The organism is Paenibacillus sp. RS8 (genome assembly GCF_041956825.1).
Lineage (GTDB): Bacteria > Bacillota > Bacilli > Paenibacillales > Paenibacillaceae > Paenibacillus_AQ.
In genome coordinates, this window is sequence record NZ_CP168131.1 from 2209363 (window position 1) to 2228751 (window position 19389).

The 19389-nt window shown below is 45.8% G+C and carries 16 protein-coding genes; 10 read left to right on the forward strand and 6 right to left on the reverse strand.

The features are described from left to right. Positions 1–127 precede the first annotated feature (127 nt). Positions 128–1309 (forward strand): IS256 family transposase, encoded by a 1182-nt coding sequence (locus tag ACDZ28_RS11310; RefSeq protein ID WP_375102427.1) that lies wholly within the window; start codon positions 128–130, stop codon positions 1307–1309. Positions 1310–1602: 293 nt separating this feature from the next. Here the strand turns inward: ACDZ28_RS11310 and ACDZ28_RS11315 are convergent, their stop codons facing one another. From ACDZ28_RS11315 to ACDZ28_RS11325, 3 genes are all read right to left on the reverse strand, one after another. Continuing rightward, entirely contained in the window at positions 1603–2169 is a 567-nt protein-coding gene (locus ACDZ28_RS11315; RefSeq protein ID WP_042123891.1) for an FAD-dependent oxidoreductase, read from the reverse strand. 176 nt (positions 2170–2345) lie between these two features. Next, positions 2346–3929 carry a sensor histidine kinase gene (locus ACDZ28_RS11320; protein WP_375104705.1) on the reverse strand — a complete coding sequence of 528 codons (1584 nt, stop codon included), beginning with the start codon at positions 3927–3929 and terminating at the stop codon, positions 2346–2348. Further along, positions 3926–4609, reverse strand: a complete 684-nt coding sequence (locus tag ACDZ28_RS11325; RefSeq protein WP_042123896.1) for a response regulator transcription factor — start codon at positions 4607–4609, stop codon at positions 3926–3928. The genes ACDZ28_RS11320 and ACDZ28_RS11325 overlap by 4 nt, the downstream gene beginning before the upstream one ends. Positions 4610–5073: 464 nt before the next feature. On the opposite strand from ACDZ28_RS11325, the gene ACDZ28_RS11330 reads away from it, so the two are divergent. The 3 genes from ACDZ28_RS11330 (at position 5074) to ACDZ28_RS11340 (ending at position 9993) form a co-directional block, all read left to right on the forward strand. After that, positions 5074–6237, forward strand: a complete 1164-nt coding sequence (locus ACDZ28_RS11330) for a glucose-1-phosphate adenylyltransferase (protein ID WP_042123898.1) — start codon at positions 5074–5076, stop codon at positions 6235–6237. Between the two features lie 122 nt (positions 6238–6359). Continuing rightward, positions 6360–7463: a glucose-1-phosphate adenylyltransferase subunit GlgD gene (gene glgD, locus ACDZ28_RS11335; protein WP_042123900.1), complete on the forward strand. Its 1104-nt coding sequence runs from the start codon at positions 6360–6362 to the stop codon at positions 7461–7463. A 97-nt stretch (positions 7464–7560) separates the two neighbouring features. Continuing rightward, complete coding sequence (locus ACDZ28_RS11340) at positions 7561–9993, forward strand: glycogen/starch/alpha-glucan phosphorylase (RefSeq protein ID WP_339289052.1); 2433 nt, start codon at positions 7561–7563, stop codon at positions 9991–9993. A gap of 202 nt (positions 9994–10195) precedes the next feature. On the opposite strand, the gene ACDZ28_RS11345 is transcribed toward ACDZ28_RS11340, so the two are convergent. Continuing rightward, a complete protein-coding gene (locus tag ACDZ28_RS11345; RefSeq protein ID WP_042123904.1) occupies positions 10196–10675 on the reverse strand; it encodes a GAF domain-containing protein in 480 nt (159 codons plus the stop codon). A gap of 227 nt (positions 10676–10902) precedes the next feature. On the opposite strand from ACDZ28_RS11345, the gene ACDZ28_RS11350 reads away from it, so the two are divergent. The 3 genes from ACDZ28_RS11350 (at position 10903) to ACDZ28_RS11360 (ending at position 13443) form a co-directional block, all read left to right on the forward strand. Next, positions 10903–11175, forward strand: coding sequence for a hypothetical protein (locus tag ACDZ28_RS11350; protein WP_042123906.1), 273 nt, complete (start codon positions 10903–10905; stop codon positions 11173–11175). A 192-nt stretch (positions 11176–11367) separates the two neighbouring features. After that, the gene (locus tag ACDZ28_RS11355) at positions 11368–11910 is read left to right on the forward strand and encodes a GNAT family N-acetyltransferase (protein WP_375105338.1); all 543 of its coding nucleotides are present in this window, start codon (positions 11368–11370) and stop codon (positions 11908–11910) included. A 24-nt stretch (positions 11911–11934) separates the two neighbouring features. Next, complete coding sequence (locus ACDZ28_RS11360; RefSeq protein ID WP_339289055.1) at positions 11935–13443, forward strand: MDR family MFS transporter; 1509 nt, start codon at positions 11935–11937, stop codon at positions 13441–13443. 114 nt (positions 13444–13557) lie between these two features. On the opposite strand, the gene ACDZ28_RS11365 is transcribed toward ACDZ28_RS11360, so the two are convergent. Then, positions 13558–14025 carry a MarR family winged helix-turn-helix transcriptional regulator gene (locus ACDZ28_RS11365; RefSeq protein WP_042123913.1) on the reverse strand — a complete coding sequence of 156 codons (468 nt, stop codon included), beginning with the start codon at positions 14023–14025 and terminating at the stop codon, positions 13558–13560. 344 nt (positions 14026–14369) lie between these two features. On the opposite strand from ACDZ28_RS11365, the gene ACDZ28_RS11370 reads away from it, so the two are divergent. The 3 genes from ACDZ28_RS11370 (at position 14370) to ACDZ28_RS11380 (ending at position 17915) form a co-directional block, all read left to right on the forward strand. Next, a complete protein-coding gene (locus ACDZ28_RS11370; RefSeq protein WP_375104706.1) occupies positions 14370–15713 on the forward strand; it encodes an MFS transporter in 1344 nt (447 codons plus the stop codon). Positions 15714–15915: 202 nt separating this feature from the next. Continuing rightward, the gene (locus ACDZ28_RS11375; protein ID WP_156114712.1) at positions 15916–16656 is read left to right on the forward strand and encodes an ABC transporter ATP-binding protein; all 741 of its coding nucleotides are present in this window, start codon (positions 15916–15918) and stop codon (positions 16654–16656) included. Then, on the forward strand, positions 16653–17915 hold the full coding sequence (locus ACDZ28_RS11380; RefSeq protein WP_375104707.1) for an ABC transporter permease: 1263 nt from the start codon (positions 16653–16655) through the stop codon (positions 17913–17915). Before ACDZ28_RS11375 ends, ACDZ28_RS11380 begins: the two co-directional genes overlap by 4 nt. Positions 17916–17982: 67 nt before the next feature. Here ACDZ28_RS11380 and ACDZ28_RS11385 read toward each other — a convergent pair whose 3' ends face one another. Then, the gene (locus tag ACDZ28_RS11385) at positions 17983–19251 is read right to left on the reverse strand and encodes an NAD(P)/FAD-dependent oxidoreductase (protein WP_375104708.1); all 1269 of its coding nucleotides are present in this window, start codon (positions 19249–19251) and stop codon (positions 17983–17985) included. Between the last annotated feature and the right edge of the window lie 138 nt (positions 19252–19389).

Consider the following 19389-nt stretch of genomic DNA (forward strand, 5'->3'; position numbering starts at 1 on the left):
TCGTAATCCAACGGAAATACGATGGCGTAAAGTAAGTTGTGTACCAAGATTTGGAGCCTAGTCAGGCAACAAAAAAGTAGGGTATTCTCGGGATTGTCGAAGTCCACTAAGAAAGGAACCCTACTCGATGACTATTCTACCCGAAAACATGTTAAATAATCTATTTGAAAATCTTGTCACCCAATTTGTAAAAGATAATCTAGAGTCCATTATGAAAGCGGAAATCCAGCAATTCATGACCAGTGAAGAAGCCGGGAACCACAACAGCCGCAACGGATACTACACCCGGGATCTACACACGAAATACGGAAATGTAGAGGATCTGGCCGTTCCTAGGGACCGTCAAGGAGCCTTCCAAACGCAGTTGTTCGAGCCCTACCAGCGGCGAGATGGATGGCTAGAGGAGGCTGTCATCCAGATGTACAAAAGTGGTATGGGAACGCGAGATGTGGCCCGGTTCATTGAAAGTATGTTCGGCAGCCACTATTCACCCACGACCGTTAGCAACATTACAGCTACGGTACTTGACGACATTCATCAGTGGCAGAAGCGCCCGTTAAACAAACGCTACTCCGTTATCTACCTGGATGGCCTATATGTGAAACTCAAGCGCAGCACCGTTAGCGGAGAAGTCGTTTATTTCGCCATGGGGATCGACGAAGACGGTCACCGCCAGATCCTTGGCTTTTACGTAGGCGGCCAGGAGAGCGCAAACGGCTGGCGCGAGGTGCTCAAAGACCTCTACGACCGTGGTGTCCAGGAAGTCTTGCTGGGCGTGTTTGATGGGCTTCCGGGACTCGATGCAGCGTTCCGTGAAACTTATCCGAAGGCGGATGTGCAGCATTGTATCGTCCACAAAGTGCGTTCGACCTTCCCGAAAATTCGGATTCAGCACAAAACGGAAGTCATTGAAGATCTGAAGACGATCTACACGGCTGCAGACCACGATCTGGCTCGGGCTGCGTTTGACACGGTGAAGGCCAAATGGGGCAAGCTCTACCCGAAAGAAATGCGGTCTTGGGAAGAACAGTTGCCAACGCTGCTGACCTTTTACAAGTATCCTGCGCTCATAAAGGAAGCCATCTACACGTCCAATCCAATTGAACGAATGAACAAGGAAATCCGAAAGCGTCTGAAACCCATGAATAGCCTCACGAATATGGATGCAGCAGAGAAAATTGTTTACCTCGACGTGATGGACTACAACGAACGCTTTAGCGAACGGGTCATTCGCGGTTTCGGCGATCTAGAAGTAAAGAAGAAACTAAATGAGATGTTTGAAGCACGATATCCACCGCAGGCAGAGTAAAACAAGTAGCTCGAATTCCCTTTTCCCTTGGGGCGGGGCCCCCGCCCCAAGGAACATCTGCACTAACTAACGAACACCCGAGAAGTTACCTTCTACTCTCTTACACAAACTTCTTGACGCTGCCGGAAATACACTTTTCGACTGGTTTTAGTTGCACAAACTACACTTAAAAAAGTCATAGGGGAGCTAAAGTATGAAATAGCTGCACCAAGTGCAGTTATATTTTGCGATATAAAAAATCCGGAGGACAGATTCCTAAGAATCGTCTCCGGATCTATGTTTTAAGTCATTGGTTAAGCCTTTAGCACATCATGATCCACGTAACGTGCACCGTTCAGCTCACTTATCACATTGATCGCTACCTTCGCGCCATCACCTGCTGTAATAATGGCATGTACACTTACTCCGGCAACGGTACCTGCAGCCCAAATGCCTGGGATATTTGTTTTGCCTTCTGCATCAACAGCGACTACAGTTTTGATTCTAGGCTCTGTACCATCTTTTGTCTCCACGCCAGCTTTAGCGGCTAGATCCGTAAGGGCACCCGTTGCAAGAATGACATGCTTCGCTTCATAAATGATTCCGTCTTCGGTTTCAATCACGAATCCGTTGCCGCTGGATGTGAGGTTGATAGCTTGTTCTGAAACCAGCTCAGCGCCAAATTTAACGGCTTGCTTATGTCCGGTTTCTACGAGATCAGGACCGCCTACTTCGGAAATTCCATAAAAGTTCTCGAACCATCCTCTGCGGGTCATGCCCTTATCATTGTCGATCAGCAGCGTTTTTTTGCCCGCCTTGGCGGCGAACAGGGCTGCGCTTGCACCGGCAGGGCCGGCTCCAATTACGGCGATTTCGTACATTTTTTTGACCTCCTCAAAGTTTTGCGGAGCGATGCTCCTCAGAATGGACAACATAGCAAAACTGGCATCGTAAGCATACGCTTAAGTTTTGCGGAGCGTGGCTCCTTAGAATGGACAACATAGCAAAACTGGCATCGTAGACATGGGCTTAAGTCTATCACCTATTATAACGGTTGTTACTCTCTCTTGGCTAATCCTTCCTCACAAGGCAGGGTTACCCTAAAGGTTGTTCCCTCACCGAGGGTGCTGCTTACACTAATCTTGCCGTGATGTGCCTCGACGATAGACTTGGTAATAGAAAGGCCGAGTCCGGATCCACCGTATTTACGTGTGCGAGAGGAATCACTGCGGTAGAAGCGATCGAAGATATGCGGGATATGCTCCGCAGAGACCCCGCAGCCGTTGTCCCGTACCGTTAGAACGGCCTCATGTTCTCTAGCATGTAAAGAGAGATGTATGGTGCCAGATTCGGCATCCGTATGCTGAACTGCATTGTGGAACAGATTCAGAATCACCTGCTTAATCTTATTGGGCTCATATTTCCCACGGATACCATAGGAGATATCAAAGGTAACCTTACGCTGATCCGCCAACAAGAGCAGATGTGGCTTCATTTCGGAAATCACTTCTCCGAGGAGTAAGTCTGTCATCCGCAGTTGAGGGGCGCCATCCATTCGAGCGAGTAGAAGTAAATCCTCTACCAGCTTGTTGATTCGTTTCGATTCGCCATGCATGCTTCGCAATGAATTGTACAGCTGTTCTTTATTATCCGCGGCACCACGCAGTAAGACCTCCAGAAAGCCGTGGATCGAGGTCAGCGGCGTTCTCAGCTCGTGAGAAGCATCTGCAGCGAAGCGACGCATCTGTTCCTTGGCTTCCCGTTCATTATGAAAGGATATTTCGAGACGCTCGAGCATACCATTGAATGAAAGAGCCAGCTTGTCGATTTCGGCCTGTCCTTGATTAATTGGAAACCGAATATCCAGATTGCCGGCATCAATGATCTGGGCGGACTCTCCCATGTTTGAAAGAGGGACCAGCGTCTTTCGAAGAGCAGGCAAGTATAGGAAGAAGCCAGCCATTAAAGCAATCACTGACAAGCCTGCGTAGATCAGCAGCTGCTGCATGATCACATCCGTCAATGGCCCCGTACTCACACTCATTTGTACCAGCAGTCTAGTATTTCCGGGTCTATAGAGATTCATGAATATCGCTAGATGCTCAGTGCCGTCTTCAGCTTGGATGAGCTTATAATTTCCTGTTGCGCTATCGGTGGTGTGAGTAAACAGAGCATCGTATTGTTCGTTTGTCAGTCTTGGTGCAGCTATATCCGAGAGGGTCATTTGCTGTAAATCCCGGAAGATACCCTCCGAGCTGTACATGGCGAGGGTCGTGTGGGCATCAAGCAGAAGCGGACGCCTATTCTCGCCAGTTCGAAGTTCGCTTGGCATTTTATTCATGCCTTCTCTTCCCAAAGGGAGATTGCTACTATGCTCGGTGTTTCCCTCATTCGGAGTTGTGATGTCCTCGTCATAGGAATTGAAAAAGTTGAAAAACATCTCACGAGGAACAGAACGTATTTGCGCTTCCATAGACTCCGCTCTATTGCTGTATATGAAATCTCTCATGAGTATATATTGTAGTACTCCGATTAGTAGCAGCAATCCTGATAGAATGAGCAGTGAAATGGCTAGCAGCTGCTTGCGCAGGGAACGTGGTGCAGGCAGCTTACGAAACCATTTAGAGATGCGCGTACTCATAGATCTACCCGGTAGCCTGCTCCCCGCAGGGTACGGATAATACGGTGCTCCTTATCCCCGAGCTTCTCGCGAAGCGAACGGATATAGACCTCAACGATATTTTCCTCACCGCCAAAATCATAGCCCCACACCTTATCAAGAATCATGGGCTTACTCAGTACAAGACCGTGATTAATAACGAGATACTGCAGTAACTCGTATTCCGTGGGGGAGAGTTCAAGCACTTCTTCCTTGAAACGAATTTCTTTTCGGCGGCTGTCAATGCGGAATGGACCGCAGCGGACCTCCCCTAGCAGACCCGGAAACTGATTGCGTAGCCGCGCTTGAATTCGGGCAAGCAATTCGTCGAAGCTAAAGGGCTTGACCATATAATCGTCAGCACCAATAGTGAGTCCCTTGACCCGATCGTCCACTTCATCCTTTGCAGTCAGCATAATGACGGCAATTTCCGTCTCTTCCGAGCGAAGGTAATGACATAACTCGAATCCATCCATGCCGGGCATCATGACATCTAGGATGGCTACATGTGGCTTGAACTCAGCAGCGACAGAGATAGCTGTGATCCCGTCGGGTGCGGTTCTGACTTCAAACCCTTCGTTAAGGAGACCTAGCTCCAGAAATTGTAGTATATGAGGCTCATCATCTACGAGCAGTAGTCGAACGCCTTGGGCTGCTTTCATTATAGGTACCTCCAAATCAGTGATAGATAGCTACATTATGACATATTCGGTTGAATGTTTGCTGAAGATCCGTCCCTATGCATTACGATTAAATGAGTCATTTTTTCTTTCGTGCTGATTCAAAGGGGTTAATTTAGTTATAAGTAATATTAATGTGTTTAATAACAAACAAGGTTAAAAAATTCGGATTTTCGAAAATGTGATAAAAGGGTTTTGACGGCGGATATAGAACACTTTACAATAAGGATAATCTCCTGATTTTGGCGGAAGATTCCCATTTTAGGTTAGATCATCCGATCGTGTTATATTTCCTTCCACGTTTTATTCAACTTTGTCCATCTTCCTATCAAGGCTCATTTCTTTCAAGTGTATTTCCTATGATTTCACTTCTTTCTGGAACTTCTGTTCATTCAACCTGTGCTTGCTGAACTTCATATCACCCATAAGTCAAGGGAGGCTTTTCCATGAAGAAAAAGGAAATGGTAGCCATGCTATTGGCTGGAGGCCAAGGCAAAAGATTGAAAGGTTTAACCAAATCGCTTGCCAAGCCCGCTGTCTATTTTGGAGGGACCTATCGGATCATCGACTTCCCTCTAAGTAACTGCTCCAATTCAGGTATCGATACAGTTGGTGTGCTGACTCAATATGAGCCGCTTATCCTGCATTCTTACATCGGAGTAGGCAGTGATTGGGATTTGAACCGTAAGAACGGTGGGGTATTCGTATTACCACCGCATGAACGCGAGAATGGAAGCAGTTGGTATCGGGGAACAGCCGATGCGATTTATCGGAATCTTAAGTTTGTGGATCAGTTCGATCCAGAGCATGTTCTTATTTTGTCCGGTGATCACATTTATAAAATGGATTATCACGCTATGCTTCAGTACCACAAGGAAAGAAACGCCGATTGCACGATTTCTGTAATTGACGTTCCGCTGGAGGAAGCCAGCCGATTTGGAATTTTGAATACGGAGGACGATCTGAAGATTTACGAATTTGAGGAGAAGCCCTCTCAGCCCAAAAGCACACTAGCTTCTATGGGTGTGTATATTTTTAAATGGGAGATTCTTCGTAAGCATCTACTGGAGGACGGGGAGAATGTAGGATCATCCCATGACTTCGGCAAGGATATCATTCCTTTAATGCTGGAGGACGGAAACTCCTTATTTGCGTACCCTTTTGAAGGATATTGGAGAGATGTAGGTACTGTAACCAGCTTATGGGAAGCAAATATGGATTTGCTGAGCGATACCCCACCGCTTAATCTAAACGATCCCAGCTGGCGCATTTTTACACGTAATCCGAATCAACCTGCCCAATATGTCGCCCCTGGGGCGAAAGTGTCAGGCTGCATTATTAATGAAGGCTGCATTGTGCATGGCGAAGTGAATCACTCGGTCCTTTTTTATGGCGTAGAAGTGGGTGAGGGAAGTGTAATTACGGACTCTGTGATTATGCCTAAGGTTAAGATTGGCAAGAACGTACGCATTCATAAAGCGATTATAAGCGAGAATACGGTAATCGACGATTATATGGAAATAGGCATCGAACGGGAGAATGAGAATGAAATTCTGCTGATCGACAATAAAAGCAAGAAGCGAAAATCAGTTGTAGCCAAAACCATATAATCAAGCTAAAACGCCTTCGGCGTCCTTCTAAGGACGGTAAGCGTTTATGCGAGATTTATAAGGATAAAGTATATGGTGAAACTTATACTTTCTTATAAATTATAAGAGGACGGTGGATTCCGATGAAGCAACTCATGGGTGTAATTAATCTGGATCATGAACTCGATAAACTAAATGAACTCACTTATTTCCGCTGTGGTGCAGCCGTACCTTTTGCCAGTCGTTATCGGTTGATTGATTTCGTGCTTTCTAATATGATGCGTGCAGACTTAGAGAGCGTCGGTCTGTTCGTCCGCCGTAAATACCGTTCTCTAATGGACCATCTGGGTGACGGTAAATCCTGGGATATGAACCGCAAACATGGGGGCCTATTCATTTTGCCTCCGGACTGGAACGATCCAACGGATACTTCTCTCGGGGACTTACAGCATTATCATAACAATTTGGATCTTTTTAAACGGGGATCTGCTAAATATATCGTGTTTTCCGGCAGCCAGCATATCAATACGATCGACCTCCAAGACTTGTACAGCTACCATCTGGAGAAGGGCGCCGACGTTACAGTAGTGTATAAAAAGATTGAGGAACTGCAGCCAGAGCATGATCTATGCCAGCGTATTGAAGTAGATGAAGAGAATAAGGTAACCAATATCCATCATGAGAAGGACCATCCTAATTTATATCTGGATATCTTCATTATGGAGAAGAAACTGTTCTTGGAGCAGGTGGAGCATTGCATTGCGCATGGAGAGAGTTATTTTTTTCGTGATGTAATTCAGAAGAACCGACACAAATTTAATATTGCCGCATACGAATATCATGGCTATCATGCCGTAATTAATTCATTAGAGAGTTATTATAAGAACAGTTTGGAACTGCTCCAGCAGGAGAATTACTTCAGTTTGTTCAAAGAAAGTCCGGTACAGACGAAGATTAAATATGAGGCTCCAACCCGATACTTGGAGAGTGCTAATGTCAGCAATTCACTGGTGGCTAACGGCTGCATTATTGGTGGAACCGTGGAGAACAGCGTGATTTTCCGGGGGGTTCAAATACGTAAGGGCGCGAAAATCATCAACTCTGTAATTATGCAAAAGTGCGTCATTGAAGAGAATGCAGTCATTGAGAACGTGATTATGGATAAAGACGTACACTTGAGTAAGAATCGAATTCTTGTTGGAGATAGCAAGCGTCCATTCGTCATCGCCAAGAGCAGCAAGATCTAACGACTGGATTAGATGAACTAAGCAGTATTAACCTATCTGATCTAATGGCACAGTCTACTGCACTTCTAAAAAAAGCATTTGTCAGGAGGACCTACTGTTGTTTAACGATAAAGAATCTTTCAAACAGGTATTCCGTGAGACCCTCATAGGTAAATTAGGTAAACCACTTGAGGAAGCCTCGAATGCCGATGTCTATAAAATACTAGGCAACATGATACGCGAGAACGCCGGGAAAAATTGGGCAGAAACCAACCAGAAATATAAGATCGATAAAGATAAGCAGGTTTACTATTTTTCAATGGAGTTCTTGATCGGTAGGCTTCTGGGGAACAATCTGCTGAATATGGGCGTACTGGAAGTAGTACGTGAAGGCTTAGCGGACCTTGGCTTCTGTTTGCAGGATATCGAGGAGGAGGAGGCGGATGCTGGGTTAGGGAATGGAGGTCTAGGTCGTTTGGCCGCTTGTTTCCTGGATTCACTCGCCTCTCTGCAATATGCAGGACATGGCTGCGGCATACGGTATAAATATGGCCTGTTCGAGCAGAAGATCGTCGATGGGTATCAGGTGGAACTGCCTGATTACTGGCTGCAGAATGATAATGTATGGGAAGTGCGCCGCGAAGACAAGCAGGTTGAAGTTAGGTTCTGGGGGGTTATTGAGACCCGCGAAGAGAACGGGCGGCTTATCTTTGAGCATAGTCAGTATGAGGCCGTTCGTGCAGTTCCATATGATGTTCCTATCATTGGGGCAGACCGCCGGCATGTGAATACACTGCGAAACTGGAGTGCGGAATCCATTACACAGCCTTCTAGAACCTTTGGTTCCTTTGCTGGGACGGATTATCATAAGTTTCTGGAGTATAAGCGTTCTGTAGAATCCATTTCGGAGTTCCTGTATCCAGATGACTCTCAATACGAAGGCAAGCTGCTTCGCTTGAAGCAGCAGTATTTCCTCTGCAGCGCGGGGCTGCAAAGTATTTTGCGAACTTATGCCAAGCTTGGGCTCCCTATTGAATCGCTGCCAGACAAGGTAGCTCTTCATATTAATGATACACATCCAACGCTGGTGATTCCTGAATTGATGAGGATTCTGATGGATGTACATGGCTTAGGATGGGATGAGGCATGGAGTATCACGACGCGTATGGTCTCTTATACCAATCACACTATTCTGAGTGAAGCGCTTGAGAAATGGCCTATTCAAATGGTTAGGGAGCTACTGCCACGTATTTTTCTAATTATTGAAGAGATCAATGCGCGTTTCTGTGGCGAGCTTATGAGTCGTTATCCGGGTGATCAGGATCGAATTGCACAGATGGCGATTATTCATGATGATCAGGTCCGGATGGCTCATCTGGCCATTGTAGCTAGCCATAGTGTCAATGGAGTAGCGGCGCTGCATACAGAAATATTAATGAAGCGCGAAATGCGACTTTTTAATGAAATGTACCCACACCGGTTTAATAATAAGACCAACGGAATTACCCATCGGCGTTGGTTACTGCATGCCAATCCGGACCTGGCTAATTTGATCAATCAATCGATAGGGACCCGTTGGGTGAGTCATCCTCAAGAAATGATTGGCTTGATTAAATATTGTGAAGATGCTTCCTTCCAGGAACAAGTAGCCAGTATTAAGCGTCAGAATAAGTTGCGTCTTGCAGAGTACATCTATAGTAAGCATTCGGTACATGTAGACCCCGATTCTATCTTTGATGTACAGGTGAAACGTCTGCATGCCTACAAACGCCAGTTGCTTAATATTTTGCATATTCTGCATTTGTATAATCAAATCAAAGATAATCCTTCGATGGATATGGTCCCACGCACGTTTATATTCGGAGCAAAGGCAGCACCAAGCTATCATCTGGCGAAGCGGATTATCAAATTAATTAATACAGTTGCAGAGGTAGTCAACAAAGATCCGGATGTTAAAGGAAAGATTCGTATCTTTTTCCTTGAAAATTATTCGGTATCCCTAGCAGAAAAGATCATTCCTGCGGCGGATATCAGTGAGCAGATTTCTACCGCCAGCAAAGAAGCATCAGGCACCGGGAATATGAAGTTTATGATGAATGGTGCATTGACGGTAGGTACGATGGATGGCGCTAATGTGGAAATGCATGAGATGGTGGGGGACAACAATATGTTCCTGTTCGGACTTCGTGCCGAGCAGGTCATGGATTACTACCAACATGGCGGTTATCATGCGCGTGACATTTACAATGGGGATAGTCGTGTGAAAGAAGTACTGGATCAGTTAATCAAACCAGGACCTATATGTTGTCATGCTACGGAGTTTGAGAGCATCTTCCATTCTCTTCTGGATAATAACGATGAATTCTTTGTGCTTAAAGATTTCGCTAGTTACGTTGAGACGCACGTTGAAATTGATCGGGCATATCGTAACCGACAGGAATGGCTAAAGAAGTCCATTATTAACATTGGTCATTCCGGTAAATTCTCCAGCGATAATACAATTAGTCGTTATGCGGCAGAGATTTGGAATATAAGCCCAGTTCGACTGTAAGCCATCGGAAAAAAGCTGTCTTATAAGTAGGTAACTCCTACAAATAAGACAGCTTTTTTAAAAATATATAAGACATAAAGTATAAGTTTCACACCATACTTTATGTCTTATATTTCTCGCATAAACGCTTACCGTCCTTATGAGGACGACGAAGGCGTTTATGCTTGACCTATCAGAAAGTATATATTTGTGAGAGGATTTTTTAGATAGCTTCCGATACTAATGCTGCGAACCGCTCCAGAAACCGGCGTTCTTCATCATCAAAGCGATCCTTGAGCGGACTATCGATATCGAGTACGCCAAGCAAGCGGTCATCCTTTATTAAAGGAACAACAATCTCGCTGTTAGAGGCTGCATCACAGGCAATATGACCTGGGAATGCATGTACATCTCCTACTACAAGCGTGCGTCGCTCTGCTGCTGCCGTTCCGCACACCCCGCGGGATAGTGGAATTCGAATGCATGCAGGGAGGCCTTGAAAGGGTCCAAGTACTAGCTCCTTACCGTCAAATAAATAAAATCCAGCCCAATTCGTATCCGGCATAGCGTGTTTAAGCAGTGCCGAAGCATTAGCTAGATTGGCTGTAGCACTTGGTTCGTCCTTCATCAATGCTTCGAGTTGGGTTAGAACGGCTTCAAACTGCTCGCTGCGCGTTCCATCATATGGCATAGCTTGAAACATGAAGCATCACCTTCCTGTACTTTAAAGTCAATATGAAACCATAACTGTAACTAACAACATAGTACAGCTATGCGGGGTACGTCAAGACACAACATTGTTTTGTAATATTTTGTAGTACGCTATGATCTGTATAAAGTGTTGAGCCCTTACGATGATGTTTCCAATGAACTGTCATAGGGTAATGCAAGAGTAAATACCGAAGGCTTTGTAGCCAGAAGGAGTGGAATATGCGCGCCGATGTACAGAACTTGTTCATAGGAATTCACATGCTTTATTGTGCACATGATAAAGATGTGACGATCTCGGAGATGCTGCTCGGACTGGAAGACATGGGGTATCGTGTAGGAGAACGCGAAGTGAAACAGGAATTGGAAAAGCTGACGCTGGACAACTTTCTGACTGCACATAGTGAAGGGTACAGTATCACTGGCACGGGTATTGAAGAGTTCAAGGATATTCGAGCCAAACTTCAGGTGTTGTGTAGTGAAGTCGTAAATTGACGGAATGGAATCATTAATCGGTAAGGTTATTAAAAAGCGTTTGGATCAAGTGGTGAGTGTGCCGCCTGATCCGGGCGCTTTTTACAATATAAGATGTTAAAAAATTAGAACTTTTAGCTTAAGGATATACTCTTGAATGATGTATAATTGATAAGTTGAAGGGGGAGCGGAGAATTGTATCTATGCAATGGAGTGACACCTACACTGTTTGGTAGAAGAATAAAATTATGTGCTATGACTACTGAGCATGCTTCAGCATTATTTCAGGTATGGTCTCATCCGGACGTTTCTCTCTGGCTGGGTGCACCGGCGTTATCTTCTATAGAAGAGACGAAACAGCTTATTGAACTACTATCACAAATGGCTCAGGAAGAGGAGAGCTTACGTTGGAGTATTATTGGACCTGGGGAGGAAGTCATAGGTAGCTGTGGTTATAACCATTGGCAGCTTCAGGGAGCTTACCGTGGTGAAATAGGCTGTGATCTGTCACCTGCCTTTTGGGGACTTGGATATATGAAAGAAGCACTTGAGCTTGTACTCGATTTTGGCTTCAATATTATGGGCTTGAATCGAATAGAAGCACTTTGTCATCCTGATAATATCCGTGCGGAGAAGCTGGTATATGCGCTTGGATTTCAGAAGGAAGGGGTATTGCGTCAATATCGGCAGATTGATTCCGGCTTTCAGGATACTGTTCTCCATGCTCTACTGCGCGAGGAGTGGCAATTTACTTAATACATAAAGAGAGGGTTTGGAACATTGAAGTCAACAGGGGATTTAGAACGCAAACTAATATTAACAGGGGTACTACTGGCTACGTTTCTGGCCGCTATTGAGGGGACTGTAACGGGGCCAGCGGGACCGGCGATTGTTGGCGACTTTCAGGGAATGCAGTGGCTGAGCTGGATATTTACTTCATATTTATTGGCAATGGCTATTACAACACCTATTTTCGGCAAAATCAGTGATCTATTCGGACGCAAGCCTGTATTCATGTGGGGAGCGGCTGTTTTTTTATTAGGCTCATTATTATGCGGCATATCGCAAAGTATGGAACAGCTGATCCTGTTTCGCGCGATACAGGGGATCGGTGCGGGTGCACTTATTCCAATGACCTTTACGATTATCGGTGATATTTACAGCATTGAAGAAAGAGCAAAGACGCAAGGGTTGCTAAGCTCTGTTTGGGGGATTTCCTCTTTGGTAGGGCCGCTGCTTGGGGGCTATGTTGTCGATTACTTAAGCTGGCGCTGGGTATTTGTATTTAATCTGCCATTTGGTGTGTTGGCAATGATATTTATTGCGCGCTACCTGAAGGAAGAGAAGGTGCGTCGGAAGACACAAATCGACGTGGCAGGCGTTCTTCTTTTTGCAGCAGGGATGGGGGCTCTACTCTTTGGACTTTCTACGGGAGGGCAGAACCTGGCATGGACCTCTCCATTACTACTGGCAACACTGGGTGCAGCGGTTATCCTGCTAATCCTGTTTCTGTTTGTGGAGCGCCGTGCACCAGAGCCTATGCTTCCGCTGAATCTATTCTCAAATCGTAACATCGCGGTATCAACGGGTGCTAATCTGCTGGTAAGTACATTAATTATTGGACTTTCTACGTATATTCCCTTATGGGTGCAGGGCGTATCAGGAAAAAGCGCTGCGATCTCAGGCTTGCTGCTTGCTCCAATGTCAGTAGGTTGGATGTTTGGGTCAATCGCAGGTGGGCGGATGATTCTGCGGGCAGGTTCCCGCCGAACTGCAATGCTTGGATTGATGATGATTGCTGCCGGAGCTATTGGTCTGGTTTTCTTGACCGGAGAGTCTTCTCAGTTAATCCTCTTATGCTTGATGCTGGTCTGTGGAGTAGGGTTCGGATACTCCTCTACGGTCTTCACGATTATCGCGCAGTCCTCGGTTGCGTATGATCAACGTGGCGCGTCCACAGCGCTTAATGCATTTACAAGGTCACTGGGTCAGACCATTGGGGTGGCTATATTTGGTTCCTGGCTGAACTTGAATATCGATCAGCTGTTGAGAAAACAACCAGATTCAAACGTTACAGGTGATGACATTAATAAGTTGCTTGGCTCGCATACAGGAACTAATCTGTCTGGTGAAGTATCAAACAGTTTGCGTGGTGCACTTGAAGGGGGACTCCATTCGTTATTTATCATGATGGCAGTTTTCGCGGTGTTGTCGTTAGTAATATCTTGGGGTTTGCGCAAGGGCGTACCTTCGGTAGAGGACGCTACCTCGTCTTTGAAAAAGGCATAATTCATTCTCTAAATCACACGAAGAAGCCCGACCAGGCATTTGCCGGTCGGGCTTCTTCGTGTGATAACAGCTTGTCTAACAAATATGAAGTGAAAAGCAGCCTAGACGCTAGTTCTACTTACGGGGAAGAGGGGAAAGCTTCTCAGCTTGGAGGCCCATCTTCTTGAGCAGAGTGATCATTTGTTCCTTCTCTTCATCATTCAGTCCACTGAAAGCAAGATGAAGACGCTCTGAGTATTTCGGATACATCTCATTCATGAGACGTTCGCCTTCCGCTGTCAGTTCTGCGAAAATCACACGGCGATCACTTGGACAAGGCTTGCGTTGCAAATAGCCACGTTCTTCGAGCTTGTCGATCACGTAAGTCACGTTGCCGCTTTGTAGCAGCAGTTTAGCACCAATTTGTTGAATGGGCTGTGGTCCCTTATAGTACAACACTTCCATGACGGCAAAGGCAGTAGGATTAAAACCTTCAATTTTGCTGCCGGTAACAGCATGCTCATTAATACTCTTGAATGATTTGGCAAATACCCGGTACAAATGTAGTGTTAATTGTGTATCACGTTCATAAGATTGTATCATGCTTCTCCACCCTCTATCGTTAATCATGTGAACTCGTCGCACGTCTGTAATCATATTAATTAGTGCACGGTTTACCTGTGCAACGAACTTTGAGATAACAATAGAATACGTGAAAGATTGAATGAAGAACATGTGATTTGTCACAATGAGCAACTTTTAATTATTAAAAATCAAACAATTTTTTGAAGATGTTGAAATTGAATGTTTTTTGACCTCAGTCTCTGATAGGATCTCAATTTCATCCCCCGGTTCAAGTACTATTTACGCCTCCAGACGGATGAATGATAATCTCCAATATTTTACTATTATTTCATTGAGAAATAGTAACGGGGAGTGAAGTAAAGATGGAGGAACATCGAATTCATGATTTAAAAGAAAGTAAGCTAACCGCAAATAAGCCGTTCATGCTGCTTATTGCCGCACAGCTTGTATCGAATGTAGGAGACTGGTTACATATCCTAGCGCTACTAACAATGGTAGGGTTCAAATGGAATGCTACACCGTGGGAAATTACGGCTATATCTTTATGTATGGCTGTACCTCTGTTGTTAGGAGGCCCCTTTGCTGGTTATTTAAGTGATCGTTTCAACCGAAAGGCACTAATGATTGGTTCGGATATAGCACGTTCAGCGATTGTGATTTGCTTAGTATTTGCAGGCTCGCTGTGGCAAGTCTATGTGCTGCTGCTGGCAAAGGGATGTATGGATGTGCTATTCTCTCCAGCCAAAAGCGGAAAGATTAAGGAACTTGTTCCCGCGGCCCAGATGGATAAAGCGATGGCGCTTAGTTCATCTATAGAACAGATAACCAAAATTGTGGGCCCTGCTCTCGGGGGATTGTTGGTGGCAGCCTTCGGCATAGCTGCTTGTTACATGATTGACTCTGCTACTTTCATTTTATCGGCGATCATTTTACTTGGATTACCGCGAATAGCTGCTGTGAAGAAGGAGAATGCAGAAGTAAGCACAGGGGAAACTGAGGTGCGTAAATCCTTCCGCCAAGAAATGTCCGCAGGTCTGCAGGTGATCGCAGGAATGCCTGTAGTGCTGTGTGGCATTGTTACGTTGGTACTGGTACTGTTAATGCTGCAGATCGGTGACTCTCAGATTGTAACGTTATTCCGGGAGATTCCAGGTGTAAACGGTGATTTGCTGGGTTGGTGTGTAGCAGCCAGTGGCCTTGGAACCTTACTATCAGCGCTGTTTGTGAGCCGTGTAGGCAGTGGCAAGCATCCGCTCATCTTTATGGGATTAGGGGCTGTAATCATGGGGGCTGTCTTCTCGAGTGCAGGGATCGTAACAGCTCACGGTCAGGCAGGAATCTGGATGAACATTGCTTTGTTTGGGTCCTTCATGTTTGCCGGTGTGGGTGCAGGACTAGCGTTTATACCCTTTAATTCGATGCTCCAGCAACGGACACCTGCAGAATACACGGGACGTGTGTTTGGGACCATAGGCAGTCTGACTAGCGCGGCCGTCATTCTAGGACCCGTAGCCGGTGGAGCTTTAGTGACAGCATCTGGCCCAGTGTCTGCCTTTATTCTATCTGGTCTACTTACAGGACTTCTGGGGCTGGGGTTGTTAATGCTGCGTGGCAAAATTGAGCGCAGAGATGAGGCGGCTCTCAAGAAGCTGGAGGGAGCAGCAGCGGCGAATAACATGGATCTTGTAGGACAGACCTCCCTTTAATGGGAGGTTTCTTTTGTTCGCTATTGAGTAGAGCTTAAGTTATTATTGTGAAAAAAGCAGCTTGATTATTTTCAGGAAAAATATATAGTACGATTAGATAAGTTTCGATTGCCTCTGTTGACCATTCGAATATCATTCATATACGTTATAGAGAATGCAATCTATAATAGTATTTATTAGAAGTATCTAGGAGATGGAGAGTATGGAAAAAGAAGAAACAATAGTGGATACCGAGAGCTATGACGACATTGTGCTCGATGTTGAGATCGATGAAGCTGGCTATGAAGCGGGAGATCCTTGCATATTCGATATTTCTTTTCAGGTGAAGCGAGGGCAGTTGCTCGGACTGATCGGACCTAATGGTGCAGGAAAAAGTACAACCATTAAGACCCTGCTTGGTTTGCTGAAGAATACCAAGGCTAAGGTGTCTTTTAGCGGAGTCAATAAATCTTACGCTTATGTACCGGAGCAGCCTGTGTTTTATGAGGATTTGACGTTGTGGGAGCATTTGGATTTAGCAGCCGCTGCTTATGGACTGAAGTATGAACAGTTCGAAGAAACTGCAGAAGGGTTGCTGAAGCAGTTTGGTATGGGCCATGTGCGCAATGATCTTCCAGCCGGGTTCTCAAAGGGCATGAAACAAAAAATGATGCTAATGCTTGGCTTTTTGGTACAGCCGGATGTTTATATTGTGGACGAGCCGTTTATCGGTTTAGATCCTCGCGCCACTAAAGATTTCTTGCGACTTCTGGAAGCAGAGCGGAAGCGAGGGGCGGGTGTATTAATGTCTACGCATGTACTGGATACTGCAGAGAAGATATGCGATGATTTCGTACTGATCTCCGGGGGAAGGGTTGCCGCTTCGGGAACACTCGAAGATATACGTGATTATGCTGGACTGCCGGAGGCGTCGTTGTTTGATTGCTTCGACGAACTGACATGAGTAAGCAGGGACAGCGGACGTTTGCTTTTTCTAACGCCAAACAACTATTCAGACGGCGGCTATTCTCTCATTGGCGTGAGCAATCCGCTATTATTCGTACAGCGGCTGATTGGACCGTTCTCTTATATATTCTTATTCCCGGGGGATTGCTGGGAGGGCGTTTGTATTATGGTTTCTGGAATGAGGCGCTACCGGCTTGGAGTGTGAATCTGCCGTTTATGTTCATTCCTTCATTATTAGTGCTCCTGATCTGCAATGGGGGATTGGTGCTATTATTGCAGGAAGGGGACCTATTATTTCTTAGACAACGGCAGCGATGGGTTAATACGATCGTATTTCGCGGATTGCTCTACAGTCTGTTTGTAACCTCGCTTAAATTCTGTGTTGCTTTTGCACTGCTATTGCCCTTTCTGATTCGGGGATTTGAAATGACTTCATTTGAGGTATGGTCGCTCTTCGCTCTGACCTTGGCGTGCAGCTGGTGTGTTAAGCTACTTGGGCATCTTGTAAAAGTACAGAAGCAAGGTTGGCGGCGCTGGTTGTGGCTATTCCTGGCGATCTCCGTCCCAAACGCTATTTATTTCAGAGTAGCTAGCCTTTGGAATGATCGCCCGCTCTTCATATTGCTGAGTGCGGTTGTATTTACAGTCGTTGCGATTATCGCTTTCCGTTGGCGCTTATTGATGCGCGGGACATTTATGAACGATGTGCGCGAAGACTACAAGCAGCGGATGAAGATTGCAGCCATTCTGCTCCGCAATGTTCTGGATAAACCTCGTCCGACTCGTCATAAGCCGTGGATTTTCCGGAAGTCACAGCCTTTGCTTAAATCAAAGACTGCCGAGAGTCGTTTCTCTGCGGCAGCGATTAAGGCACTCGTACGGAATCCGGCCCATTTGAAGCTTTACTTAGCTTTTACAGCCGTGTCCGCCGTAGCGATTCTTATTATTCCATCGGGTTTCAAATGGCTGGGATTTGTAGTGTTAACATCACTCATGACTTTTTGGCTGTTCTCGTTCTGGTCGTTGTTTGTTGGTGATGATTACATTGGGATACTACCATTTACGAAAGAACAAAAGGCTGAAGCGGGGATGCATGCGGTCCCTATTCTATTGCTTCCCTTTACAATGGTTTCCTCCGCACTAATCTGTCTCTCTTTGTATGGATGGTGGGGGATCATCCTGTTTGTTCCGGTTGGATACATGGTAGGACTCTTTATTAGCAGAATATTTGGTACGTTCCGTTTAGGGAAAGAATGATAGATAGACATAAAAACAGCGTGAATTGAGAAGCCTCTCAAATCACGCTGTTTTTAGTTGCATCGTTTTAGTTAAGTCTTAGATCTGCGGCATGTTTGCCTGCTGTATAACCGGTAGAGAAGGCAGCTGTTATATTGTAGCCACCGGTATAGCCATGGATATCAAGCACCTCACCGCAGAAGAATAGTCCTTGCATAAGCTTAGATTCCATTCTTTTGGGATCGATCTCCTTCAGATTTACCCCGCCTCCGGTAACAAAGGCCTCGGACAGGGAACGGGTACCGTGAACATAGACGGGCATCCGTTTCAAGATACCTGCTAGAGTAAGCAACCCATTCTTGGATACATGATGGCCCGTTATATCTCCATCTAGGTCAGCTTTAGCTAATAAGAGAGGGATGAGACGTTCTGGCAGCAGCCCCTTCAACGAGTTGCGGATCGCTTTCTTCGGTTCCTGCTCCAACTTGTCCTGCACCATAGCTTCCACTTCTTGTGCGTTCAGATCAGGGAAGAGGTCGATGGACATCTCGACAGTGTCTGTGCCGGATTTACGTTGGACTTGTCTCAGAAATTGACTGCACCGCAGAGCAATTGGTCCAGATAATCCAAAATGAGTGAAAATCATATCTCCACGATGAGAGATAACCTTCTTTCCTTTAGGATTCCAAACAGCAAGTGCCACATCGCGTAGCGACAATCCTTGCAGTTCACCGGATTTAATCCACTCTTCCCGTGAAATAATCGGTACCTCTGTCGGGAACAGCTCAGTAATGGTGTGGCCTGCGGCTTCCGCCCAAGGATACCCATCTCCAGTAGAGCCGGTCTGAGGCACGGACTTCCCACCGGTGGCGATGATGACAGCAGCAGTGGAAATCGTTTTACCCGAGCTCAGCTGAACGCCCTTAACAGTCCCTTCTGCATATATTACATGTGAGACAGGACTGTCCGTCATAATCTGCACGCCCAGACTTCGTACTTTGTTAATTAAGGCGGAGACGACGCTGGAGGCCTTATCGGAAACTGGAAACATCCGTCCGTTGTCTTCTTCCTTTAATGCAATGCCTAAGCCTTCAAAAAAGGCGATGATATCTTGATTATTAAAATGGTCGAAGGCGCTATACAAGAAACGCCCGTTTCCGGGAATATGGGAGATCAACTCATCTCTCTCCTTGACGTTCGTTACATTGCAGCGTCCACCACCAGATATGCCAAGCTTTCGTCCAAGCTTAGCTCCTTTATCAATCAGTAGTACGGATGCCCCGTGTTCTGCTGCAGCCACGCTTGCCATTAATCCTGAAGGGCCGCCACCTATGACGATCACATCGTAGTTGCTCATGAAATTTTACTCCTTTACATGTTAAGACACGGGTATTGCTCCGTGTTTTCCTAACGGAATCATACCATTCTGACTCTCATGTAACCAGTCTTCTCCTTCTGCTTAGTGATTATCGTTGTCAGGAGAGTAAACCTGTGC